Genomic DNA, 25,202 nt, shown 5'->3' with positions numbered 1-25,202 from the left:
GTTGGCAGAGCTGCTCCATTTGACTATCGGAAAATTGTTGGAGAAAACCGCGGCAAACGCACCTGATCACGAGGCTGTCGTCTATCCGGATCGCCGCCTCCGTTATACGTACCGGCAATTTGACCAGTTGTGCAGAAAAGTCGCAAAAGGACTGGTGGCGCTCGGTATTGAAAAAGGTGAACATGTCGCAATTTGGGCTTCCAATACTCCGGAATGGCTCACCGCCCAGTTTGCCTCGGCAAAAACGGGCGCGGTGCTTGTCACAGTCAACACGAACTATCAATTATCAGAGCTTGAATATGTGCTGAAACAGTCAGATGCCACAACACTCATTTTAATGGAATCATACCGGGGCACTTCTTACATTGATATCCTTTACAAACTGATTCCTGAATTGAAGGAGTCGGAACCGGGTAAGCTCGCATCTGAAAGACTGCCTTTCTTAAAAAATATTATTTTGATGGGAGATAAAAGGCATCCCGGCATGTACCTTTGGGATGACATATTAAAGCTCTCCGGTTCGGTAAGCGAAAAAGCGCTTGATCACAGGATGGAACGACTCAAAGAGCATGATGTCATCAATATGCAATATACATCAGGTACGACAGGCTTTCCAAAAGGCGTGATGCTCACTCATTCCAATTTGGCAAACAACGCGGCAAATATTGCGGAATGCATGAATTTATCGAGAAAAGACAGAATGTGCATCCCCGTACCCTTTTTTCACTGCTTTGGATGCGTGCTGGGAACTCTCGCTTGCGTCACCGCCGGTGCGACGATGGTGCCGGTGCAAGAATTCAATCCAAAAGGAGTGCTTTCTGCTGTCGAAACGGAAAAATGCACGGCGCTGCACGGTGTACCGACCATGTTCATTGCCGAACTGAATGATCAAGATTTTGCATCATATGACTTGTCTTCTTTAAGAACGGGTATCATGGCCGGTTCAAACTGTCCGATTGAAGTTATGAAAAAAGTGATCAATAACATGGGGATGTCTGAAATAACGATTGCATACGGACAGACAGAAGCATCACCGGTCATTACCCAGACGAGGGTCAACGATTCGCTCAAAAGAAGGGTCGAAACCGTAGGGCGCGCCTTGCCGAATGTTGAAGTCAAAATAACTGAACCGGGCACAAATCAGGAGGTTGCAAGAGGCGTTCAAGGCGAGCTGTGCACACGCGGCTACCATGTCATGAAAGGCTATTACAAAAATTCTGAGGACACGGCAGCGGTGATTGATGAGGACGGATTTTTGCATACAGGTGATTTAGCCGTAATGGATGAAGAAGGCTACTGCCGGATTACCGGGAGATTAAAAGACATGATCATCCGAGGCGGAGAAAACATATACCCGCGGGAAATAGAAGAGTTTTTATACAAGCATCCCAACATTCTCGACGTCCAAATTGTCGGTGTGCCTGACGAAACATTCGGTGAAGAGATATCGGCCTGGATCAAACTGAAAAGCGGAGCATCCATGACAGCTGACGAATTAAAAGAATACTGCAAAGGTAAAATCGCCCGTTATAAGATTCCGCGCTATATCGCATTTGTCGAAGAGTTCCCGATGACGGCATCAGGAAAAGTGCAGAAATTTAAATTAAGGGAGCAAGCGCTTGAACATTTTCAATTGTAATTTTCTCTTGCAAGTGCGACGAACTAAAATGAGGGACTCTTTTGTTTAACGGATCATCCGTACATGTAAACGGATGCCGTGTAGCCTAAAGCTTTTGAAAGTGAAGCAAAACTGTATCTTAATTGGTTAAGGTACAGTTTTTTTATGAGCTTTTTCAAAAACACGTGAGATGATATTTTTTACGAATAAATGATGACAATTCATTTCCATTTCTGCTCGGAGTGCGTGGAATTCCAGCTCTGTTTTTTGAATAAAATGGTATAAACATCGTGATATTTTCTCCGCTTTAGAGCTTTTCTTATGTTATGAGCAGTAAAGACAAGAATTTTGCAGATGAGATAAAATAACTATTTTCTAAAAAATTATTGAATTTATTGTAAACATTGTTGTATTTTATCGAATTTGTATTACAATGATTCTCATACGTATGATTTAGCCATATATTGTCATATAACCTGTAATTATTTTACTTTTTTTATTCTCTTATATTTGAAATGGAGGGGTTCCATTGAACACAACCTACACTTTGACCCATGCTCAAAGGAGAGTATGGTTTACCGAGCTGCTCGATCCGGGTACAAGTATCTGCAATCTTGCAGCCTGTGTCAAATTCAGGGGCGCTATTGACCTTGATGTGCTGCGGCGGGCTTTGGACTTTTCAGTTTCCCGGCATGATTCTCTTCATTTTCAGCTGACAGAAGGGAAAGGGGAAGAGCCTGATCTTTATCTCGCTGCACATCGCCCGCTTTCCATAGAGACCATTGATTTGACAAAGGCCGGCAAGTCCGAACGGAATAAGTGGATTGACGATCAGACTTCGATTCCGTTTAAGCTGTTTCATTCACCGCTTTATCAATTCACCCTGCTGGCGATTTCGAGTAAGGAAGTTTGGCTCTATGCAAAATTCCACCATATCATAATGGACGGTATTTCTCTTAATCTGCTAGGCAATCAACTGATAGAGATGTATCAAAAAATGATTCGGAATGAACCCTTACCTCAACATCATGAACCTTCCTATCTCACCTATATCGAAAAAGAGAAGCAATACTTGCAATCTTCCCGGTTTGAAAAAGACCGCTTATTTTGGACAAACACCTACCACACCATTCCAGAACATTTCCCACTAACAGAAAAAGCCTTGCCTCAACAACAAAGCACCGCCGCTTTAAGAGAAACCCTGACTCTTTCACATCCCTTGGCAGAATCAATCCGACACTTTTGCGAAAAGCATCAAATCAGCATTCTTTCTCTGTTTATGGCTTCGTTTTACATATGCATCAGCAGAATGACTTCCAGCAAGGATATTGTGATTGGGACCTATTACGGTAACCGCGCCTCCAGGCTGGAAAAAGACATGCTCGGTATGTTTGTGAGCACACTGCCAATCAGAATGGAAGTTGATCCGGATTGTGATGTTCTTTCATTTGTCACAAGCATCGGGAAAGAACAGCTTTCAGTCATGCGTCATCAAAAATATCCCTACAATCTGCTGATGAACGAATTAAGGCATCAGCATGGTGATCTGCAAAATTTAATTGTCACTTCCATACAGTATCAGCCGCTTCAATGGCAACAAGCGGATGGCTTTGAATATGAAACGGCCATGTATTTCAGCGGGCGCACTGCAAATCAGCTGTCTGTTTCAATTAAAGAGCGCCTTGATACCGGTATCATACAGTTAAATTTTGATTATCAAACCGCTATGTTTACTGATCATGACATCAAACGGATTCAATCCCATCTTTTAACCGTTTTGGAGAAGGCGCTTGAGAAGCCGAACCAGCCGATTAAAAACATCGATATGGTAGAGTCCAACGAAAAGGAACGGATTTTGTCTGCTTTTAACCAAACAGATTCCGTCAAACCTTTGGCGCCGACGCTGCATGGTTTTTTCACCCGCCGCGCGGCGCTGTCGCCGAACTTGCCGGCGGTTCGTTTTTCCGGCGGTATCTTAACGTACCGAGAGCTTGATCAGTATACCAATCAACTTGCTGTCCGGTTGAAGAAAAAAGGCGTCGCCAAAGAAAGTGTGGTCGGCGTGCTCGCCGACCGTTCACCGGAGATGGTGATCGCGGTGCTGGCTGTTTTGAAAGCCGGCGGCGCTTACGTGCCGCTTGATCCAGACTATCCTGAAGAACGGCTCAGATATATGCTCGCTGACAGTGGCGCCCGGCTTCTCGTCACAGGGCCGGGTTTGTCCGTCTCCGGATTTTCCGGGGAAACGCTTGAAGTCAATCTGTCATCACTTCGAACGGAACCAGCGGAGAACGAACCGGTTTGCGCTCATACGGATGGCGGCTCACTCGCCTATGTCATCTATACATCCGGTTCAACCGGGACACCGAAGGGCGTCGCGGTTGAGCACCGACAGGCTGCCGCCTTTTTGTCCGGGATGCAGCGCCAGTTCCCATTAACTGAAGATGATGTCATTGTGCTCAAGTCATCGTTTTCATTTGATGCTTCGATCTGGCAGTTGTTTTGGTGGATGATTCCCGGCGCCTCCATGTATTTGCTTCCGCAGGGCTGGGAGAAGGATCCCGCTTTAATGACAGAAGCCTTCACAAACGAAGGAGTGACGACGGCGCATTTTATCCCGGCGATGGCCAACAGCTTTTTAGACCAGGTCGAGATGGAAACAGAGGAGAAAAGGACAAGCCTTGCGAAAACCTTGAAACACGTATTCGCCGGAGGTGAAGCGCTCGCTCCCCAGACAGCCGCCCGATTTGCCCGGTCTTTGCCGGAGACTGCGGTCATTCACGGCTACGGGCCGACAGAAGCTACGGTGGATGCCGCATTTTTTCGGTACGACCATGAAAAAGACAGGGAACGGATGCGGCTTCCGATCGGAAAACCTGTACCGGGAGCCCGTCTTTATATTTTAGACAGTGAGAAAGCTGTCCAGCCCATAGGGGTGGCCGGAGAACTGTATATCGCAGGCGCGGGTGTCGCAAGGGGCTATTTGAACCGTCCGGAGCTGACAGAAGAACGGTTTCTCGATGACCCGTTTTATCGAGGGGAACGCATGTATCAAACGGGCGATCTGGCGAGATGGCTCCCGGATGGAACCGTTGAATGGCTGGGCCGCATGGACGGCCAAGTGAAAATCCGCGGCTACCGGATCGAACCGGGGGAAGTCGAAGCGGTGCTTCGCCAGATCGACGGCGTGCGGGAAGCGGCGGTTATCGCCCGGACAGAAGGGGAGGAAACCGAGCTTTGCGCCTATATTGAAGGTCAGGACCAACAGACTGTAAGGACAGAGCTGCGCAAACGCCTGCCGGCCTATATGATGCCTTCAGCCTTCATCGAGATGCGTGAGTGGCCTGTCACTCCGAGCGGAAAGCTTGACCGCAAGGCGCTGCCCGCTCCCGACGGAGCGGCTGAACGACGCGCTTACACCGCGCCGCAAACCATCACGGAAATGAAGCTCGCCAAGCTTTGGGAAGAGGTGCTGAAATACGGCCCTGCCGGCATTCGCGACCACTTTTTCGAACAAGGCGGCCACTCGCTGAAAGCGACAGCGCTCGTCTCCCGCATCGCCAAAGCGTTTGGCGTGCAGGTGCCGCTGAAGGAGATTTTCGCCAAGCCGACACTGGAAGAGCTCGCCGCCGTGATTCAGGAATTGGATGAAAGCCCGCATGCGGCGATTGAACCGGCGGACAAGCAGGACACCTATCCGGTGTCCTCGGCGCAAAAGCGGATGTATGTCCTTCAGCAGCTGGAAGACGGCGGTGTCGGCTACAATATGCCGGCGGCGCTTAAGCTGACAGGACCGCTCGACCGCGCCCGGCTTGATGAAGTATTCAGGCAGCTGATCCGCCGCCACGAATCGCTCAGGACGTCGTTTGAAACCGGGGCTGACGGCGAGCCTGTCCAGCGCATCCATGATGATGTCCCGTTTCAGCTGATGGAGTTGGTCGCGTCTGAAGACTTTGTCCGTCCGTTTCGGCTTCAAGAAGCGCCGCTTTTCCGCGCCACTCTTGTGAAGGAGGCGGAGGAGAGCCACCTGTTGTTGGTAGACATGCATCACATCATTTCCGACGGGGTGTCTGTCGGCACCTTAATCCACGAATTCAGCGAGCTGTACGCCAGCCGGACGCTTGCCCCGCTGCGGATTCAATATAAAGACTACGCCGTCTGGCAACAGGCATTCAAACAAGGGGAGGCGTACAACAGACAGGAAGCCTATTGGCTGAAGCAGCTCGACGGAGAGCTGCCGGTGCTTGAGCTTCCGGCCGACAACGCCCGCCCGGCGGTACGAAGCTTTGCGGGTGATACAGTGTCCCGCACGCTTGATGCGAAAACAACAGCCGGCCTTTACAAGATCGCCCGCGACAACGGCTGCACCCTGTATATGGTTCTTCTCGCCGCGTACAGCACGCTTCTTGCCCGGCTCAGCGGACAGGAGGATATCATCATCGGTTCGCCGATCGCCGGAAGGCCGCACAAAGACTTAGAACCTGTCATCGGCATGTTTGTCAACACATTGGCGATCAGAACGCAGCCGGCAGAAAACAAATGTTTCAGCAATTTCTTAAGAGAGGTCCGCGAAACGGCGCTTGAGGCATTTGAACATCAGGATTATCCGTTTGAGGAGCTTGTCGACAGGCTTGATGTCGTCCGTGATATGAGCCGCAATCCGTTGTTTGACGCCATGTTTATTTTGCAAAACATGGAACAGCACGATATGCAATTAGCCGGCCTTCAAGTCAATCGCGTTCAAACATTTGCCCATCAAGTATCTATTTTTGACCTTACATTGACCGCTTGCGAATCTAACGGGAATATCCGTCTCGACATGGAATTCAGCACCGATCTTTTCTTAAAAACAACCATCGAGCGCTGGATGAAACATTTGCTTGTACTTTTGCGCCATATCGTCCATCAGCCCGAGACAGATCTTGCACGCTTCAATCTTCTGAACGATGAAGATCAATACCAAATTCTTGTTGAATTTAATCACAAACACCTTCAACTTCCAGAACGAACAGCAGTGTTTCACGAACTGTTTGAAGAAACAACAGCGAATAATCCTCAGCAAATCGCAGTCATTGAGGGCTCGAAACAGATCAGCTATCACCAATTGAATGGTCGCGCCAATCGACTGGCGCGGACGCTTCAAACAGCCGGAATCGGTCCTGGAAAACGAGTTGCGATTTTGGCCAATCGTTCGATTGAAGCCATCATAGGTGTTTTGGCCGTGCTGAAAGCGGGAGGAGCGTATATCCCGATAGATTCCCATTATCCAGAAGAAAGAATTCGGTTTTTATTAAAAGACAGCGAAGCATCTGCGCTGCTGGCCCAGGCTGAATATATAGATATCGCTTCACTTTTGACAGATGGCAGTATGCCTTGCATCCATCTTGACCATGAACATAATGGCCTGCACGAGGAAAATATAGTTTCAACAGCAACTCCAAAAGATACTGCCTATGTCATCTATACTTCGGGAACAACAGGAGCGCCAAAAGGAGTTGAAGTCAGACATCGCAATTTCACACATGCAGCGCTTGCTTGGCGAAGCATCTATGAGCTTGACCGCACACCGGCGAGAGTGCTGCAAATGGCCAGTTTCTCGTTTGATGTCTTTTCAGGAGACATAGCCCGGGCATTCTTAAACGGGGGAACGCTTGTGATTTGCCCGGATGATGTCCGAATTGAGCCCGAACTGTTATGTAAGCTGATGAATCAACAGCAGATTACATTAATGGAATCGACACCAGCCCTGGTTGTTCCCTTTATGGAATATGTTTACCGGCGGAAATATCGATTACCGAGCCTAAAGGTGCTGATTCTGGGCTCAGATATTGTCAGTGCACAGGATTTTTACACATTAAATGAACGATTCGGAAAAGAGATGCGGATCATCAACAGCTACGGTGTAACAGAGGCGACCATTGATTCAAGCTATTATGAAATCACGATGAGTAAAGAGCGCTATCACGATTTTGTACCGATCGGCATTCCGCTCCCAAATGTACAAATGTATGTTCTCAACAAGAACAAACAAGTTCAGCCCATCGGCGTCCCGGGAGAACTTTTTATTGGGGGGGAAGGCGTGGCCAAAGGCTATTGGCGAAAAGCTGAATTGACAAAAGCCAAATTCAGCGATCCTTTAGCGCAAGGTCGGCCGCTGTATCAAACCGGAGATCAGGCCTGCTGGCTTCCTGACGGCACCCTCCGTCTTTATGGGCGTCTTGATCAACAAGTCAAAATAAAGGGCTACAGAATTGAGCTCGAAGAAATAGAAAATGCGCTTTTGAAGAACGAGCATGTCAAAGAAGCGGCAGTCGCCATTCAAAAAGATATTGAAGGGAAAACCTATTTGGCGGCTTACGTCGTTCCTAAAGAAGCAGACATCATCGATCTGCGTTTAGATTTGGCAAAAAGGCTTCCGGCTTACATGATTCCAGCTCATTTTGTCGGTTTAGAGAAAATGCCGCTTACATTTAACGGCAAATTGAATAAAGACGCTTTGCCTGCTGCACATGTTCAGAGCTTGGAAACTTACCATGCCCCGCAAAATGAAAAACAAGCATTGCTATGCCGGATTTGGGAGGATGTGCTCCATGTACGGCAAGCAGGCATCACCGACTCTTTCTTTCAGCTGGGGGGAGACTCCATAAAAGCGCTGCAAGTGTCGGCTCGTCTTGCCGCTGAAGGATGGGATATGACGATTCGGGATTTATTTCAATTTCCGACCATTGAAGAACTGGCGAGTCACCTGACTCCGACCGTATCAATTGCCGATCAGGGACCTGTTGAAGGGAATGCCAGTCTAACACCTGTACAGCAAAGGTTTTTTGCCTATCCTGGCGCCTTTGAACATCATTACAATCAAGCAGTCATGCTCACAAGTGAAAAAAGATTGGACGAGGCTGCACTGCGCCGGGCCGTATCCGCTTTAATCAAGCATCATGACGCCTTGCGGATGATGTTTAAAAAAGACGATAACGGACGCATCCTTCAATATAATCGCGGAATCAGTCAAACGGATGAGGATGGATTCAGCTTTAAGACCATAGACCTCGCCGATGAGACGCAGATTGCCGAACGCATAGAAGCGGAGGAAAAACGAATACAGCGGGCAATGCGTTTGGACGAAGGACTCCTTTGTCACATTGGATTGTTCAGATTGCGGGATGCAGACCATCTGCTGATCGCCATTCATCATCTGATTGTGGATGGTGTGTCATGGAGAATTTTGCTTGAAGATTTACAAACAGCTTATCAGCAAGCTTTAGCAGACAGAAAAATTAAATTGCCGCAGAAAAGCGATTCTTACGTAACATATGCAAACAGGCTGCATCCATTGTCAACAAGCAACGAACTGCTTGAGGAAGCGGCATATTGGGAGCATGCGATATCTTTTGAAACGACCGCATTACCAAAAGACGGTCACAGGAATGCGGACAGGCTGCAAAAAACGGCACTCACCGCTTCGCGCTTGTTAAGCGTGAAACTGACAAACCAGCTGCTGTTTCAGACAAAACAGGCATACGGCACAGAGGTGAATGAACTGATGCTGGCGGCCTTGGGAATGGCGCTTGCCGATTGGACGAAACGTGAGCATTTCCTTGTCAGTGTTGAGGGACATGGCAGGGAAGGACATGTTCCGGACATTGATATTTCCAGAACTGTAGGATGGTTCACCTCGATATATCCGGTTCTTCTGGACATGAGTGCACCGGACAATTCAAGCGAAAAAACCGCTTGCCGTATAAAAAACGTGAAAGACATGATGAGACGCGTGCCGAACCAAGGAACCGGATACGGGCTTTTGCAATCGTCCCAACGTATTCAGCACCGTGAACCTGAAATCTGCTTTAACTATCTCGGACAGTTCGACGGTCTCGAAGGAATGATGCGGATGTCTCCTTATCAGCCGCGCCACAACATTGCAGAAGAGCGGCCGAGAGAATTTGATTTGGACATCAATGCCATGGTCGTCAATCAGCGGCTTGATATTCAAACTGTCTATACCGACGTCTTTTCCAGGCGTACGATTGAAACATTTATGGATGGCTTCCATGACCGCCTTTGTGAGGTCATTGAGCATTGTTCCGCCAAGAAACAACGAGAAAAAACATTGAGCGATTACAGCAATAAACAATTGACTTCCGCTTCATTCGAAAGTATTGCCAATCTCGTAAAAGAACTTTAATTTCGCCGGAAAGGTGTGTGGCATTCATGGCGCAAGAGACAGAGATTCAAGATATTTATCCATTGTCATATATGCAGGAAGGAATGCTGTTTCATTCACTGCTTCACCCCGATTCAAACGCCTATATTGAACAAATTTCCTTCACCATCAGCGGTGATTTGTGTCTGGATTCATTTCAGAAGAGTCTGGATCTATTGATTGAACGTTACGACATTTTCAGAACGATTTATATAAAAGAGGTGCCTGATCTGGACGGGCCGCAGCAAGTCGTTCTATCACACCGAAAAGTAGCTGTTCAGACGGAGGATATTTCTGCCTTGACGGCTGAACAACAGAATACGTTGATAAATAGCCGCAAACAAGCAGATCGGCTTCAACGGTTCGATCTGCAAAAAGGCCCATTAATGCGGCTGACCCTGTATCAAACAGGAGAAAAACGACATACATGCGTCTGGACCCACCACCACATCATGATGGATGGATGGAGCTTAGGTATTGTGCTGCAAGATTTTTTCCATATGTACTACGCTCTAAGAAACAGCCGGCCTTTCCGCCTTGGGAAGCCGGCGCCTTACAGCACATACATGACTTGGCTTCGCGGTCAGAATAGAGAAAAAACAGCTGCCTTCTGGTCCGATTATTTGGAAGGGTACGGGGAGTCTGTCTCTGTCCCCGGTTCAAAAAGCAAAACAACAGAAGGCGGTTATACACCGAGACACCTTCAATACTCACTCAAGCCGGAAACGGTTGAAAAACTTTCCGATTTAGCAAGGCGATTGGGCGTGACGTTAAACACGTTGTTTACAAGTATATGGGGCTTGCTTCTGCACCGCTACAACGCGACTGATGACGCTGTATTCGGCGCAGTTGTTTCAGGGAGGCCTTCCGCCATTGACGGAATCGAATCAATGGCCGGACTGTTCATTAACACGGTGCCTGTCCGGATTCGCTCTTCCGCGGGTATGTCATTTTCTTCACTCGCCAAACAAGTGCAAAAAGACATCCTGACTTGTGAAGATCACGGCTATTATCCGCTCTATGAGATTCAAAACGAGAGCGGCTTAAACAAAGACCTGGTCAATCATATCCTTGTATTTGAAAATTATCCCGTCCAAATGCAGAAAGAGGTTAACGGCTGGGAAGAATCGGAGGAAAACGCTCTTCATCTTGATCATTTTTCCACGTCAGAGGAAACCAATTACGACTTGAATATTGTCATTGTTCCCGGTGAGACCTTTTACATAAAATTCAGCTATAACGCCGAGGTCTATGATCAAACCGACATACTTTGGCTTCAAGGGCATGTAAAAGAAGTGATCGATTGTATACTATCAGATCCCGATCAATTGATCACAAGCATTGATCCCGTGCCACTCGCTGAAAAAAAACTGATTCATTCCTTTCACGGCAAACAGCGAACTTATCCGGATCAAACAGTTTATGAGCTGTTTGAAGAGCAGGCCGCCAAAACACCGAAACAAGAGGCGCTCAGATTCAATGAAACAAGCTGGAGCTACCGTGAATTAGATGAGCGAGCTAATCAAATCGCTCGTGCGCTAAGGAAAGAAGGCGCAGGTCCAAATCAAGTTGCAGCTGTTATGCTGCGCCGCTCAAAAGAAACTGTCGCAGCTCTTCTCGGCATCTGGAAATCGGGCAGTGCGTATATGCCGCTTGATCCGGATCATCCGCCTGAGCGGCTCTCGTTTCTCTTACGCGACAGTCAAGCCAAATGGCTCGTTACGCAACAAGAACTGCTCCCTTTTATCCCTGCGGATTACAAAGGGAAGATTGTCACAATTGAAGAAACAGACGCGGAACCAAAAGCCGCTCTTTCAGCACAGTCAGACAGCGAAAATTGGGCCTACATCATTTATACATCAGGGACAACGGGGCAGCCCAAAGGGGTGCTCGTCAGCCACAGAAGCATTTCCAATACATTGCAATGGAGACGGGAAGAATACAGCATGACAGACCGAGATATCGCGCTCCATCTCTTTTCATATGTGTTTGACGGGTCAATAACAGGTCTGTTCACACCGCTTCTGTCAGGCTCCTGCGTCTTGCTGACCGATGAAGATGATGCAAAAGATGTCGTGGCTATGAAACAGCTTATCGCCCAACACGGCGTCAGCCATCTGCTCTTCGTTCCTTCCTTATACCGCGTACTGCTGGAGACCTTGACAAAAACAGACGCGGAAACACTCCGGGCTGTGACATTCGCCGGGGAAGCCGTGACACCTGATTTAATCACCGTAAGCCGCGAGATTTGCAGCAACGCCGAACTGATAAACGAATACGGACCGACAGAAAACAGCGTGTCAACGACGGTGCTGCGGAATCTTCAGAAAAGCGAGCGATTGACAATCGGACGGCCGGTTGATAATACATCTGTCTATATTATGCACGGGAACCTCCTTCAGCCGATCGGTGCTGTCGGTGAATTATGCATTTCAGGAAAAGGCCTTGCTGAAGGGTACTTTCAGCAAAAGGAATTGACAGATCAAGCCTTTACCGCCCATCCCTTTCATGAAGGAGAACGGCTGTACAGGACAGGGGATAAGGCGCGCTTTTTGCCGGATGGAACGATCGAATACCTTGGACGCCTGGATCACCAAGTAAAAGTCAGAGGATTCAGAATAGAACTAGGAGAAATTGAATCCGCACTTCGCGGTATTTCCGGGGTAAAAGACGCGGCGGCACTCGTACGCACCACAGCAGATGGAGAACAGGAGCTTGCGGCTTATGTTGTGTTGCAAAAGGAAACAGAGCGCTTGGACCTGCATAGAGCCCTTGCCGGGAAATTGCCGGCCTATATGATGCCTGACAGCTTTACAATACTGCCCAAAATGCCGCTTACAACGAGCGGAAAGCTGGATCGCTCCGGTCTCCCGGAACCGGCACATTCAGGCGGGACAGACGTCATGCCGAAAGCGCCCCGCACTTTGCTGGAAACAGAGCTTATGTCGATTTGGCAAGACGTGTTGAAGCGGGAGCGGATTAGCATACATGATGATTTCTTCCAATTGGGCGGTCAATCTCTTAAAGCGGCGGCGCTTGTCTCAAAAATCTATCAGCGGCTTAATGTTCAGCTGCCGATTCGCGAAGTCTTTTCATATCCGACGATTGCCAGCATGGCTTCTGCAATAGATCGGGTCAAAAGTGAGACCCGTCCGGAGATAAAACCGGCGCCGGAAAAAAATCTGTATCCTTTGTCTTTCGCGCAAAAAAGGCTCTATGCCCTGCATCAGCTGGCAAAAGACAGTACAAGCTACAACATGCCCGCTTGCTTGGAACTCTGCGGAACACTGAACCGAAAGCGATTGAAAGAAACTTTTGCAACATTAATCGACAGACATGAAGCGCTGCGCACTTCGTTTGTTTTACAGGACGGGGAGCCGATGCAAAAAGTCGTATCATCTGCCGAAGTGAAGTGGACAGAGTTGCACATCCAATCCGAGAAATCGCTCAATGAAGTGTTGGAATCGTTCGTTCAGCCGTTTGATCTTGAAAGAGCTCCGCTGATCAGAGTCTGCTTAGCCGCGTTGAACAAAGACCGGCATTTCTTCCTGCTTGATATGCATCATCTCATTGCTGACGGTATGTCAATGAGCACGTTTATTCGTGAATTCTCGGCCATTTACAGCGGGAAAGAGCTGCCTCCATTGACACTGCAATATAAAGATTTCGCTGTATGGCAAAATGAACAGTTTTCAGCCGGGGCATTCGGCAGCCAAAAACAGTACTGGCTGGAAGTGCTGAAGGGAACGTTGCCGGTGCTGGACTTGCCGCTTGATCAAAAACGGCCGCTTCTCCCCGATTTTAGCGGAGACACTTTGACCACGCATATTGACAGGGAAACAGGGGCAAAGCTGCGCCAGTTAATGGATGAGACCGGTTCAACGTTATATATGGTGTTGCTGGCTGGCTTCTCAGTCTTTCTTTCTAAACTGAGCGGCCAAGAGGATATTGTCATCGGTTCGCCGGCACATGGCCGAGAACACGCAGAACTTGATGGCGTGATCGGGATGTTCGTGAATACAATGGCGATGCGAAGCAAGCCTGAAGGGAATAAAACAGTCCGTACATATTTGAAAGAGATCAAAACACTGACACTTGAGGCTGTTGACAACCAATATTATCCGTTTGAGGAGCTCGTCCAACACCTTGACGCCCCACGAGAAGTGAACCGCAACCCGCTTTTTGACGCTATGCTGGTGCTTGAAAACAGCGATGATTTCAAGGTGGAATTACCGGAACTGACGCTTTTATCACATAAACTGCCGCATCACTCGTCAAAGTTTGATTTGACTTTGCATGCCGAAGAACAAGATGACGGTACGATCAGCTGTCATTTTGAGTACAGTACCGCCTTATTTGAAAAGGCAACGGTCGCGCGCTGGTCTGATCATTTTAAAGCGCTAATCGGCAGCATGTCGGCCAATCACGACATGAAACTGTCCGACATGCAAATGCTGACTCCGAAAGAACAAAACATGCTGATCAATGCTGCAGGAGAAACGGCTGAATACCCGAGACAAGAGAACATCGCGAGTCTATTTGAAAAACAGGCAATGGCCGCTCCGGATCAAATAGCCGCCGTGATCGATGATCGGCAGCTGTCTTACCGGGAACTTGATGAAAAGGCTGAACGGACAGCTGCTGTGTTGAATGAACATGGTGTCGGTTCAGGGCAAGTGGTCGGTTTAATGACAGACCGTTCACTCGATATGCTGGTTGGGATTCTCGGCATCTTAAAAGCGGGAGGCGCCTATTTGCCGATCGACCCTGATTATCCAGCTGAACGGATCCGCTTTATGCTGAATGACAGCGGGGCCAAACTGCTGCTTACTCAATCCGGACAACAATGGGAAGAACCTATAGACATACCTGTTTTATATATTGACGAGGCAGAAAAAGCCGCAGCGAAAAGGCGGCGCCAGCCGATATCAGCCGAACAGCCGGCATATGTGATCTACACATCAGGAACAACAGGAAAGCCAAAAGGTGTAGTGATTGAACACCGCAATGTGGTCAGCCTGATCAAACATGACGAGCTGCCTTTTTCATTCGGATCCTGGGACGTCTGGACGCTGTTCCATTCCTATTGTTTCGACTTCTCAGTTTGGGAAATATTCGGCGCTCTTTTACACGGCGGAAAAATTGTCATTGTCCCGAAAGAAACCGCCCGCGATCCCCATGTCTACCGGCGGCTTTTACAAAAAGAAGGCGTGACTGTGCTAAACCAGACGCCTACAGCTTTTCACGGGCTTATCGATGAAGAATTAAGGCATTCGGACCGCTTACAGCTCCGCTATGTCATCTTCGGGGGAGAAGCCCTGCAGCCCGGGATGCTGATGAACTGGATTGAGAAGTATCCAGAAACGGATCTCATCAATATGTACGGCATTACCGAAATAACGGTGCACGCCACGTATAAAAAGCTGACTCGAACCGATATGAAACACAATAAAAGCAATATCGGAAAACCTCTGGCAACCCTACAAGCCTATGTCGCGGACGCCTATATGAACCTGCAGCCTGTCGGTGTGCCGGGAGAACTGTATATCGCAGGCGCCGGAGTCGCAAGAGGCTATATCAACAGAGAAGAGCTGACCGCTTCCCGATTCATCACAAATCCATATGTCGGAGGTCAGCGCCTGTATCGTACGGGAGACATCGTCAAAAGGATGCCAAACGGCGAGCTGGAATATGTCGGCAGAAAAGATGCGCAAGTGAAGATCAGAGGATACCGGATTGAGTTGGGAGAAATCAGAAGCGCCCTTCAAGAACTGCCTCCAATCAAGGAAGCAGCAGTCATAACAAGAAATGACAAAGACGGACAGCAATCGATCTATGGATATGCGGTAACGGCGCAAAGCCTGAATGAAGCAGAGATTCGTACATCTCTCAGAACGCTCCTCCCGGAATACATGATACCCGCGCGGATCATACAGGTTGATGAACTGCCACTGACAGCTAACGGCAAGCTCGACGAAAATGCGCTGCCAGAACCGGCGGCCAATCAGGGCGCAGGTGAAGATATAAGCCCAAGAAACGATATTGAACAGATGATGGCTGAGATTTGGGAAGAGCTCTTAGGAATGGAGGGGCTCGGTGTGAACGCCCATTTCTTTCACCTTGGCGGAGATTCTATTAAAGCGCTGCAAGTATGCGCAAGGCTAAAGCAGCGAGGCTATGAAACAACGGTTCGCGAGCTGTTTAAACATCAGACGCTTGGCGAGCTGTCAAAGCGGGTAACGAAAGTCCGGCGCGAGATTGATCAAGCGCCCGTCAACGGCGAAGTGCCGCTGACGCCTGTACAGCACTGGTTTTTCTCACAATCTTTGTCACACGATCACTTTCATCAATCTGTCATGCTGCACAGTTCCGCGCGATTTGATGAAACAGCTCTGCAAAAAACGCTCGCCCATATCGTGGTCCATCATGACGCATTGCGGATGGTATGCGGATATCAAGACGGAGTTTTAACACAGTACAACAGAGCCGAAGAGCTTGCCAAAGAGGAGCTGTTTTCGTTTGAACTGCTTGATGTAAGAGAAGCAGGATCATTAGCTCAAGAGCATGTGATGATTGAAAGGGCCGCGGAACATATTCAGAAATCGATTCAGCTTCAGACAGGGCCGCTTGTTGCAGCCGGCGTTTTTCGCGGATCGGACGGCGATCATTTGCTGCTTGTGATTCATCACCTTGTCATCGACGGAGTATCATGGCGCATCCTCTTCGAAGATTTAACCGCCGGATACAAACAGGCCCTGGCGGGAAAAGAAATCGTGCTTCCGGAAAAGACAGATTCCTATCAAACCTATGCCAAGCGGCTGACTGATTACGCAACAAGCCGACAGCTATTACGGGAAATAGATTACTGGACTGAAAGGGAAAAAACAAGAGTTGAACCGCTTCCGAAAGATGCCGAAACCATTACGAATCTGCTGCAAGATACAGACACCATAGACATTCGGCTGACAAAACAAGAAACAGAGCGTCTGTTAACGGCTGTAAACAAGCCGTATACGACAGATACAAATGACATATTACTCGCCGCGTTAGGTCTTGCGCTTCACAAATGGACCGGCAATGATCGATTCAAAATCAGCTTGGAAGGCCATGGAAGAGAAGCGCATTTGGAGGATATCGATATCAGCCGGACGGTCGGCTGGTTTACCTCGATTTATCCTGTTTTACTCGATGCAAGCCTTCCGGAGTCCGCAGATGATCATGAGCGTTTCGGCTACCACATCAAGCGGACAAAAGACATGCTGCGCCGTATTCCGTATAAGGGCGTTGGCTACGGGGTGCTGAAATACATCGGCGGCATGTGGGAACCTGAAGATTTCCAGCGTCCCGACATCAGCTTTAACTATTTGGGACAGTTTGACGAAGATATCAAGTCGAGCGGATTTCGCGTTTCTCCCGTCAAAGCGGGGCATGAGATCAGTCCGGATTGGGAGCGGCCTCATCTTCTCGATATCAGCGGCGCCGTATCTTCAGAATGTCTCGTCATGCACTTTGTCTACAACCGGCTTCAATATGAGAAAGAAACAGTACAAGCTCTAGCAGACCATGTTCAATTTTTTCTCAAAACGATCATCAAGCATTGCACAGAAAAAGAAAACCATGAAAAAAGTGCAACAGACTTCACTGATGAAGATTTAACTTTGGAGGAACTAAGCGACATTATGGGAGCTGTCAATAAATTATAGAAAAGGAGAGTCGCTGATGGTGCAGCAACCGGAAATACAAGATATCTATCCTTTATCTTTTATGCAGGAGGGCATGCTGTTTCACTCGCTATTGGATCAGGAATCTAGAGCCTACTTTGAACAGGCATCATTTACGATAAACGGCTCGCTTGATACAGAACGGTTTCAAAAAAGTTTAGACGCGCTGATTGAACGCTATGATATTTTCCGCACTGCGTTTATACACAAAAATGTGGCAAAGCCGCGCCAAGTCGTGTTAAAAGAGCGGCAAAGCCGCCTTCAATTTGTTGATATTTCTCATCTGGACGAGGCGGCTAAAGAAACATTTGTCGATCAATTCGAACATGACGACAAGAAAAAAGGATTTGATCTGCAAACAGACCCTCTTATGAGAGTATCTATCTTAAAAAGGGCACACGAACAATATCATTGTATTTGGAGCCATCATCACATTTTAATGGATGGCTGGTGCTTTGGTATTGTGATGAAAGAATTTCTTGCGATTTACAAGGCTTTAGGAAAAGGGCAGCTTCCTGATTTTGAACCGGTTCAGCCGTTCAGCAAGTATATTAAATGGCTGATGCGACAGGATCGAAAAGAAGCTGAAGCCTTTTGGAAAACAAGGCTTGTCGATGTCAAACAAACCGCATCACTGCCCAAAACATCATCATCCTCAAAAGGAAAGCTTGAGCAGATGGCATTTACCCTATCTAAAGAACAGACTGAAGGGCTGCGAAAATTGGCCTTGCAAGCAGGCGCGACGCTGAATACGGTTTTTCAGGCATTATGGGGAATCATTCTGCAAAAGATCAACCGCTGTGATGACGCAGTCTTCGGTTCCGTTATTTCCGGGAGGCCGTCTGATCTTGAGGACGTAGAAAAAATGGTCGGGCTTTTCATTAATACCATTCCCGTCCGGGTCCAAAGCGGGCCGGAGTCCTTTTTGACATTGGTCAGCCACTTGCAACAGGAGTCACTGAAAGCGGAAGCGTACAGTTATTATCCTTTATATGATATTCAGGCGCAAAGCACGCTGAAACATGAGCTGTTTGACCATATTGTCGTATTTGAAAACATACCGGCCCAGCGCGAAATTGAAAGTCTGAATCAAGCTGATGCATTCGATTTCACAGTCGATGATTTCGATATGGATGAAGTTACCAACTATGGATGCAGCATTAAAATCATTCCGGGAAGCTCGCTTTATATTCGCATAAATTTTGATATCGGACTGTATGATCCAGCCATGATGAAAAAAATCGAACTGTATTTACGCCATATCATAGGCTCTGTCATCGCTGATCCCAATCAACAAATCGCACAAATTGCATTGCTTGGCGAAGAAACTGCCAAAAAGATGCTGTACGAATTCAATCAAACAGAGCCCGCTGCACCTTTAGCGCCGACGCTGCATAGCTTTTTCACCCGCCGTGCAGCTCTGTCGCCGAACATGCCGGCGCTTCGTTTTTCCGGCGGTACCTTAACATATCGAGAGCTTGATCAGTATACCAATCAGCTCGCTGTCCGGTTGAAGAAAAAAGGCGTTGCCAAAGAAAGTGTGGTCGGCGTGCTCGCTGACCGTTCACCAGAGATGGTGATCGCGGTGCTGGCTGTTTTGAAAGCCGGCGGCGCTTACGTGCCGCTTGATCCAGACTATCCTGAAGAACGGCTCAGATACATGCTCGCCGACAGCGGCGCCAAGCTTCTCGTCACAGGGCCGGGTTTGTCCGTCTCCGGTTTTGCCGGTGAGACGCTTGAAGTCAACCTGTCATCGTTTCAAGCGGAGACAGCGGAGACCGAATCGGTTTGCGTTCATACAGATGGCGGCTCACTCGCCTATGTCATCTATACATCCGGTTCAACCGGGACACCGAAGGGCGTCGCGGTTGAGCACCGACAGGCTGCCGCCTTTTTGTCCGGGATGCAGCGCCAGTTCCCATTAACTGAAGATGATGTCATCGTGCTCAAGTCATCGTTTTCATTTGATGCTTCGATCTGGCAGTTGTTTTGGTGGATGATTCCCGGCGCCTCCATGTATTTGCTTCCGCAGGGCTGGGAGAAAGATCCCGCTTTAATGACAGAAGCCTTCACAAACGAAGGAGTGACAACGGCGCATTTTATCCCGGCGATGGCCAACAGCTTTTTAGACCAGGTCGAGATGGAAACAGAGGAGAAAAGGACAAGCCTTGCGAAAACCTTGAAACGCGTATTCGCCGGAGGTGAAGCGCTCGCTCCCCAGACAGCCGCCCGATTTGCCCGGTCTTTGCCGGAGACTGCGGTCATTCACGGCTACGGGCCGACAGAAGCTACGGTGGATGCCGCATTTTTTCGATACGACCACGAAAAAGACAGGGAACGGATGCGGCTTCCGATCGGAAAACCTGTACCGGGAGCCCGTCTTTATATTTTAGACAGTGAGAAAGCTGTCCAGCCCATAGGGGTGGCCGGAGAACTGTATATCGCAGGCGCGGGTGTCGCAAGGGGCTATTTGAACCGTCCGGAGCTGACAGAAGAACGGTTTCTCGATGACCCGTTTTATCGAGGGGAACGCATGTATCAAACGGGCGATCTGGCGAGATGGCTCCCGGATGGCACCGTTGAATGGCTGGGCCGCATGGACGGCCAAGTGAAAATCCGCGGCTACCGAATCGAACCGGGAGAAGTCGAAGCGGCGCTTCGCCAGATCGACGGCGTGCGGGAAGCGGCGGTTGTCGCCCGGACAGAAGGGGAGGAAACCGAGCTTTGCGCCTATATTGAAGGTCAGGATCAAAAGACCGCAAGGACAGAACTGGGCAAACGCCTGCCGGCCTATATGATGCCTTCATCATTCATCGAGATGCGTGACTGGCCTGTCACACCGAGCGGAAAGCTTGACCGCAAGGCGCTGCCCGCTCCCGACGGAGCGGCTGAACGACGCGCTTACACCGCGCCGCAAACCATCACGGAAATGAAGCTCGCCAAGCTTTGGGAAGAGGTGCTGAAATACGGCCCTGCCGGCACTCGCGACCACTTTTTTGAACAAGGCGGCCACTCGCTGAAAGCGACAGCGCTCGTCTCCCGCATTGCCAAAGCGTTTGGCGTGCAAGTGCCGCTGAAGGAGATTTTTGCCAAGCCGACACTGGAAGAGCTCGCCGCCGTGATTCAGGAATTGGATGAAAGTCCGCATGCGGCGATTGAACCGGCAGATAAACAGGACACCTACCCGGTGTCCTCGGCGCAAAAGCGGATGTATGTCCTTCAGCAGCTGGAAGACGGCGGTGTCGGCTACAATATGCCGGCTGCGCTTAAGCTGACAGGACCGTTCGACCGCGCCCGGCTTGATGAAGTATTCAGGCAGCTGATCCGCCGCCACGAATCGCTCAGGACGTCGTTTGAAACCGGGGCAGACGGCGAGCCTGTCCAGCGCATCCATGATGATGTCCCGTTTCAGCTGATGGAGTTGGCCGCGGCTGAAGACTTTGTCCGTCCGTTTCGACTTCAAGAAGCGCCGCTTTTCCGCGCCGCTCTTGTGAAGGAAGCGGAGGAGAGCCACCTGTTGTTGGTGGACATGCATCACATCATTTCCGACGGGGTGTCTGTCGGCACCTTAATCCGCGAATTCAGCGAGCTGTACGCCAACCGGATGCTTGCCCCGCTGCGGATTCAATATAAAGACTACGCCGTCTGGCAACAGGCATTCAAACATGGGGAGGCGTACAACAGACAGGAAGCCTATTGGCTGAAGCAGCTCGACGGAGAGCTGCCGGTACTGGAGCTTCCGGCCGACAACGCCCGCCCGGCGGTGCGAAGCTTTGCCGGAGATCATGTGTCCTTTTCACTTGATGCGGACACTTCATCCGGCCTATACAAGATCGCCCGCGACAACGGATGCACCCTGTATATGGTTCTTCTCGCCGCGTACAGCACGCTTCTTGCCCGGCTCAGCGGACAGGAGGATATCATCATCGGTTCGCCGATCGCCGGAAGGCCGCACAAAGACTTAGAACCTGTCATCGGCATGTTTGTCAACACATTGGCGATCAGAACGCAGCCGGCAGAAAACAAATGTTTCAGCGATTTCTTAAAGGAGGTCCGCGAAACGGCGCTTGAGGCGTTCGAGCATCAGGATTATCCGTTTGAGGAGCTTGTCGACCGGCTTGATGTCGTCCGTGATATGAGCCGCAATCCGCTGTTTGACGTTATGTTCGCTCTGCAAAATATGGAGCGGGAATCACTGACTCTGCATAACTTGCATTTGACGACTATAGCTCATGACGCCCATAAAGTCTCTAAGTTTGATATGACTCTTTATGCAGCTGAAGAAGATCAAGAGACAATCCGTTTTGATGTTGAATTCAATACAGACATCTATCAAAAACAAACGATCAAGAAATGGCTTTCCTACTATATTCATATTCTCCATCATGTGATCGAACATCAGAACATTCATCTCGGAGATATCCATGTATTAGATGAACATGAGACAAGCTCATTCATTCACACATTTAATCAGACAAAACAAGACTACCCGAAACACGAAACGATCAGCCGTTTATTTGAATATCAAGCAGCCAAAACACCTCACGCCCCGGCCGTTATATATGACAGACAAACCTTGACTTACCGTGAACTAAACGAACGCGCCAACAGAATAGCCGCTGCGCTTCGAGCAAATGGCGTCGGTTCAGAAAGTGTTGTCGCACTATTAACAAGTCGCACCCCTGAACTTGCGGTCGGAATTCTAGGTATTTTAAAAGCCGGCGGAGCCTATCTTCCCGTCACTGAAGACATGCCGACAGAACGGCTGGAATGGATGTTGTCTGACAGCAATGCTGTGATGCTCCTCCAATCAGATCGATTAGAATCTCATATGGCAGGAAAACGGTTATTCATAGAAGACATCCAGCTTGAGGTCGGCATTTCAGCAAACAATCCCGAACAGCAGGGCGGTCCTGATTCTCTCGCTTATATCATGTATACATCCGGATCAACCGGCACGCCAAAAGGCGTAATGGTTGAACAGCGCGGCGTCGTCCGTCTCGTAAAAAACAGCGATATGGCATTTTCACCTGAAGACAGGATTTTATTGACAGCGTCATTGGGATTTGACGCGATGACATTTGAAGTATTCGGACCGCTATTAAACGGTGCTTGTTTATACATCAGTGACAAGGAAACTTATTTAGATTCCGATCGGCTCAAGACATTCATACAGCAGAACGGCATCACGACTTTATGGCTGACATCATCCTTATTTAATCAATTATCAGAACAAAATGAACGAACATTTTCCGACCTGTCCAGATTGATTCTCGGCGGAGAAGCCCTGTCGCCAAACCATGTCAATCGCGTTCGCAACGCGGCACCGGATCTCGCGCTATGGAATGGCTACGGCCCAACGGAAAACACAACATTCTCAACGTGCTTCCGGATTGAACACGAGTATAAGCATTCCATTCCGATCGGCCGCCCAATCGCTAATTCAACCGCTTATATTGTCAACAGCCGCGGGAGATTGCAGCCTATGGGTGTCATCGGAGAATTATGCGTTGGCGGGGACGGGCTAGCCAGAGGCTACTTCGGGAGACCTGAACTGACGAAAGAAAAATTTGTGCCAAATCCCTTCACACCTGGTGAACGAATGTACCGGACCGGTGATTTGGCCCGCTGGCTGAAGGATGGGTCGATTGAATATATCGGCCGGATGGATGATCAAGTAAAAATTCGCGGCTACAGGATTGAGCTGGGAGAAATTGAAGCAGCATTGCGGCAGATTGACGGTGTCAAAGAAGCCGCCGTCATCGTGCGAACCGGTCCCTCAGGACATAAAGAACTCCTTGCCTATATGAGTCTGCAAGCGGAAATGAATATCGAGAAAGTCAGATCCCTTCTTTCTCAGCAATTGCCCGGGTTTATGATCCCGGCGCATTTGGTTGAGCTTGCCGCCTTGCCTCTGACACAAAACGGAAAGCTCGACAGAAGAGCGCTGCCTGAGCCGGAGACCACAGCAATCAACACAGCATACGCCCCTCCGCGCAACCAGCTGGAGGAACGGCTTGCCGTGATCTGGCAAGAGGTGCTCGGCGTTGAAAAAGTCGGGATTGAGGATTCGTTTTTTGAACTGGGAGGCGATTCGATTAAAGCCCTCCAAGTATCTGCGCGCCTTGGACGGTTTGACTTGAAAATCACGGCAGGCGACTTATTCCGCCATCCAACTATTAAAGAAGCCGCGCCTCTCATCCGCAAGACTGAGAGAAATATAGATCAGCGGCCGATTGAAGGAGAAGTACCTTGGACGCCCGTTCAGCGCTGGTTCCTCGCACAGCATATCGAAAAGAGGCAGCATTTCAACCAATCTGTCATGCTTCATAGCTCAGAAGGATTTCAGGAACAGCCGCTTCGAACAGCTTTACAGCATCTTGTCATCCATCATGATGCCCTCCGCATGACAATCATCGATGACGGCGGCCAGCTGCAGCAATTTAACAGGGGAATTCATGGAGAACTTTACAGCCTGAACATAAGAGACCTTTCTAAAACGGCACAATGGGAGAAGATGATTGAAGACGAAGTCGCTGATTTGCAGCGCAGTATCCATTTGCAAACAGGCCCACTGCTAAAAGCAGGCTTGTTCAACACAATGTCGGGAACTTATTTATTTCTCACCATTCATCATTTGGTCGTCGACGGGGTCTCATGGCGGATTTTGCTTGAGGATTTATCGGCAGCATACAGTCAGGCGGCCACAGGACAACCGGTTCAGCTTCCGCGGAAAACGGACTCATACCAATATTTCGCAAACCGGCTTGCCGAATACGCAGAGAGCAGCAAGGTCATTCGCGAACAATCGTATTGGCGCACTGTTGAAAAAGAAAAAGCCGCTTTACTTTCTTGTGAAAAACCGCATAGCGCTGCGGACAACATTCGGAAAACGGAAAGCTTTACCCTTTCCGAAGAAGACACACACGTTTTAATCCACAAGGTTAACAACGCCTACAACACAGACACCCAGGATATTCTGCTGACGGCAGCATCATTAGCCCTGTGTGATTGGATGGGAGAGAGGAAACTGCGGATCGCGATGGAAGGACATGGGAGAGATCACACCCTTCCTGAATTGGATATCAGCCGGACAGTCGGCTGGTTTACCACAATATATCCTGTGTTGATTGATTTACATGCAGTCGAAGGCGAGTTGGGGCTGGCAGTGAAAACAGTCAAAGATACACTCGGCAGAATACCGGACAAAGGAATGGGATACGGCATTTTGAAATATTTAACATCCTCTGAAAACAAAACAATCCAGTTCAGCAAAGCGCCTGAAATCGGTTTTAATTATTTAGGGCAATTCAATGATACAGAACGCCAACAAAAGTTCAGCTTTTCGGGGCTTGCAAGCGGGAAAGACATTACACCTACATGGCAGCGTGAGCAAACGCTGGAAATGAGCGCCATGGTAAGGCAAAATCAGCTGCATTTCAATTTGAGCTATCCGCCAAGCCGGTTCCATAAAACAACAATGAAACAGCTGCTGCACATGGTGAAACATAATTTGCACCAAATCATCAAACATTGCGCACATAAACAAGAAACAGAGAAAACGGTCAGCGATTTTAGCAGCCAATCGTTAACAGCGGAAGATTTGGACAATATTGCGAGCTTTGTCGAGGAACTGTAGGAACAGGAGGCAGGGAAAAAA

General features: G+C 48.9%; 4 protein-coding genes. All 4 read left to right on the top strand.

All coding sequences use genetic code 11. The annotated features are described in order from the left end of the window. The first annotated feature begins 1 nt into the window (after nt 1). Nucleotides 2–1,639 (top strand): AMP-binding protein, encoded by a 1,638-nt coding sequence (locus CP943_RS11080; protein ID WP_026579606.1) that lies wholly within the window; start codon nt 2–4, stop codon nt 1,637–1,639. Nucleotides 1,640–2,147: 508 nt separating this feature from the next. Next, nucleotides 2,148–9,803, top strand: coding sequence for a non-ribosomal peptide synthetase (locus CP943_RS11075; protein WP_105981005.1), 7,656 nt, complete (start codon nt 2,148–2,150; stop codon nt 9,801–9,803). A gap of 26 nt (nt 9,804–9,829) precedes the next feature. Further along, nucleotides 9,830–17,524, top strand: a complete 7,695-nt coding sequence (locus CP943_RS11070; RefSeq protein WP_105981004.1) for a non-ribosomal peptide synthetase — start codon at nt 9,830–9,832, stop codon at nt 17,522–17,524. A 16-nt stretch (nt 17,525–17,540) separates the two neighbouring features. Then, the gene (locus tag CP943_RS11065) at nt 17,541–25,181 is read left to right on the top strand and encodes a non-ribosomal peptide synthetase (RefSeq protein ID WP_105981003.1); all 7,641 of its coding nucleotides are present in this window, start codon (nt 17,541–17,543) and stop codon (nt 25,179–25,181) included. The last annotated feature ends 21 nt before the right edge of the window (nt 25,182–25,202 follow it).

Source organism: Bacillus paralicheniformis, from assembly GCF_002993925.1.
GTDB lineage: Bacteria > Bacillota > Bacilli > Bacillales > Bacillaceae > Bacillus > Bacillus paralicheniformis.
This window is presented reverse-complemented; position numbering and strand designations above follow the sequence as displayed.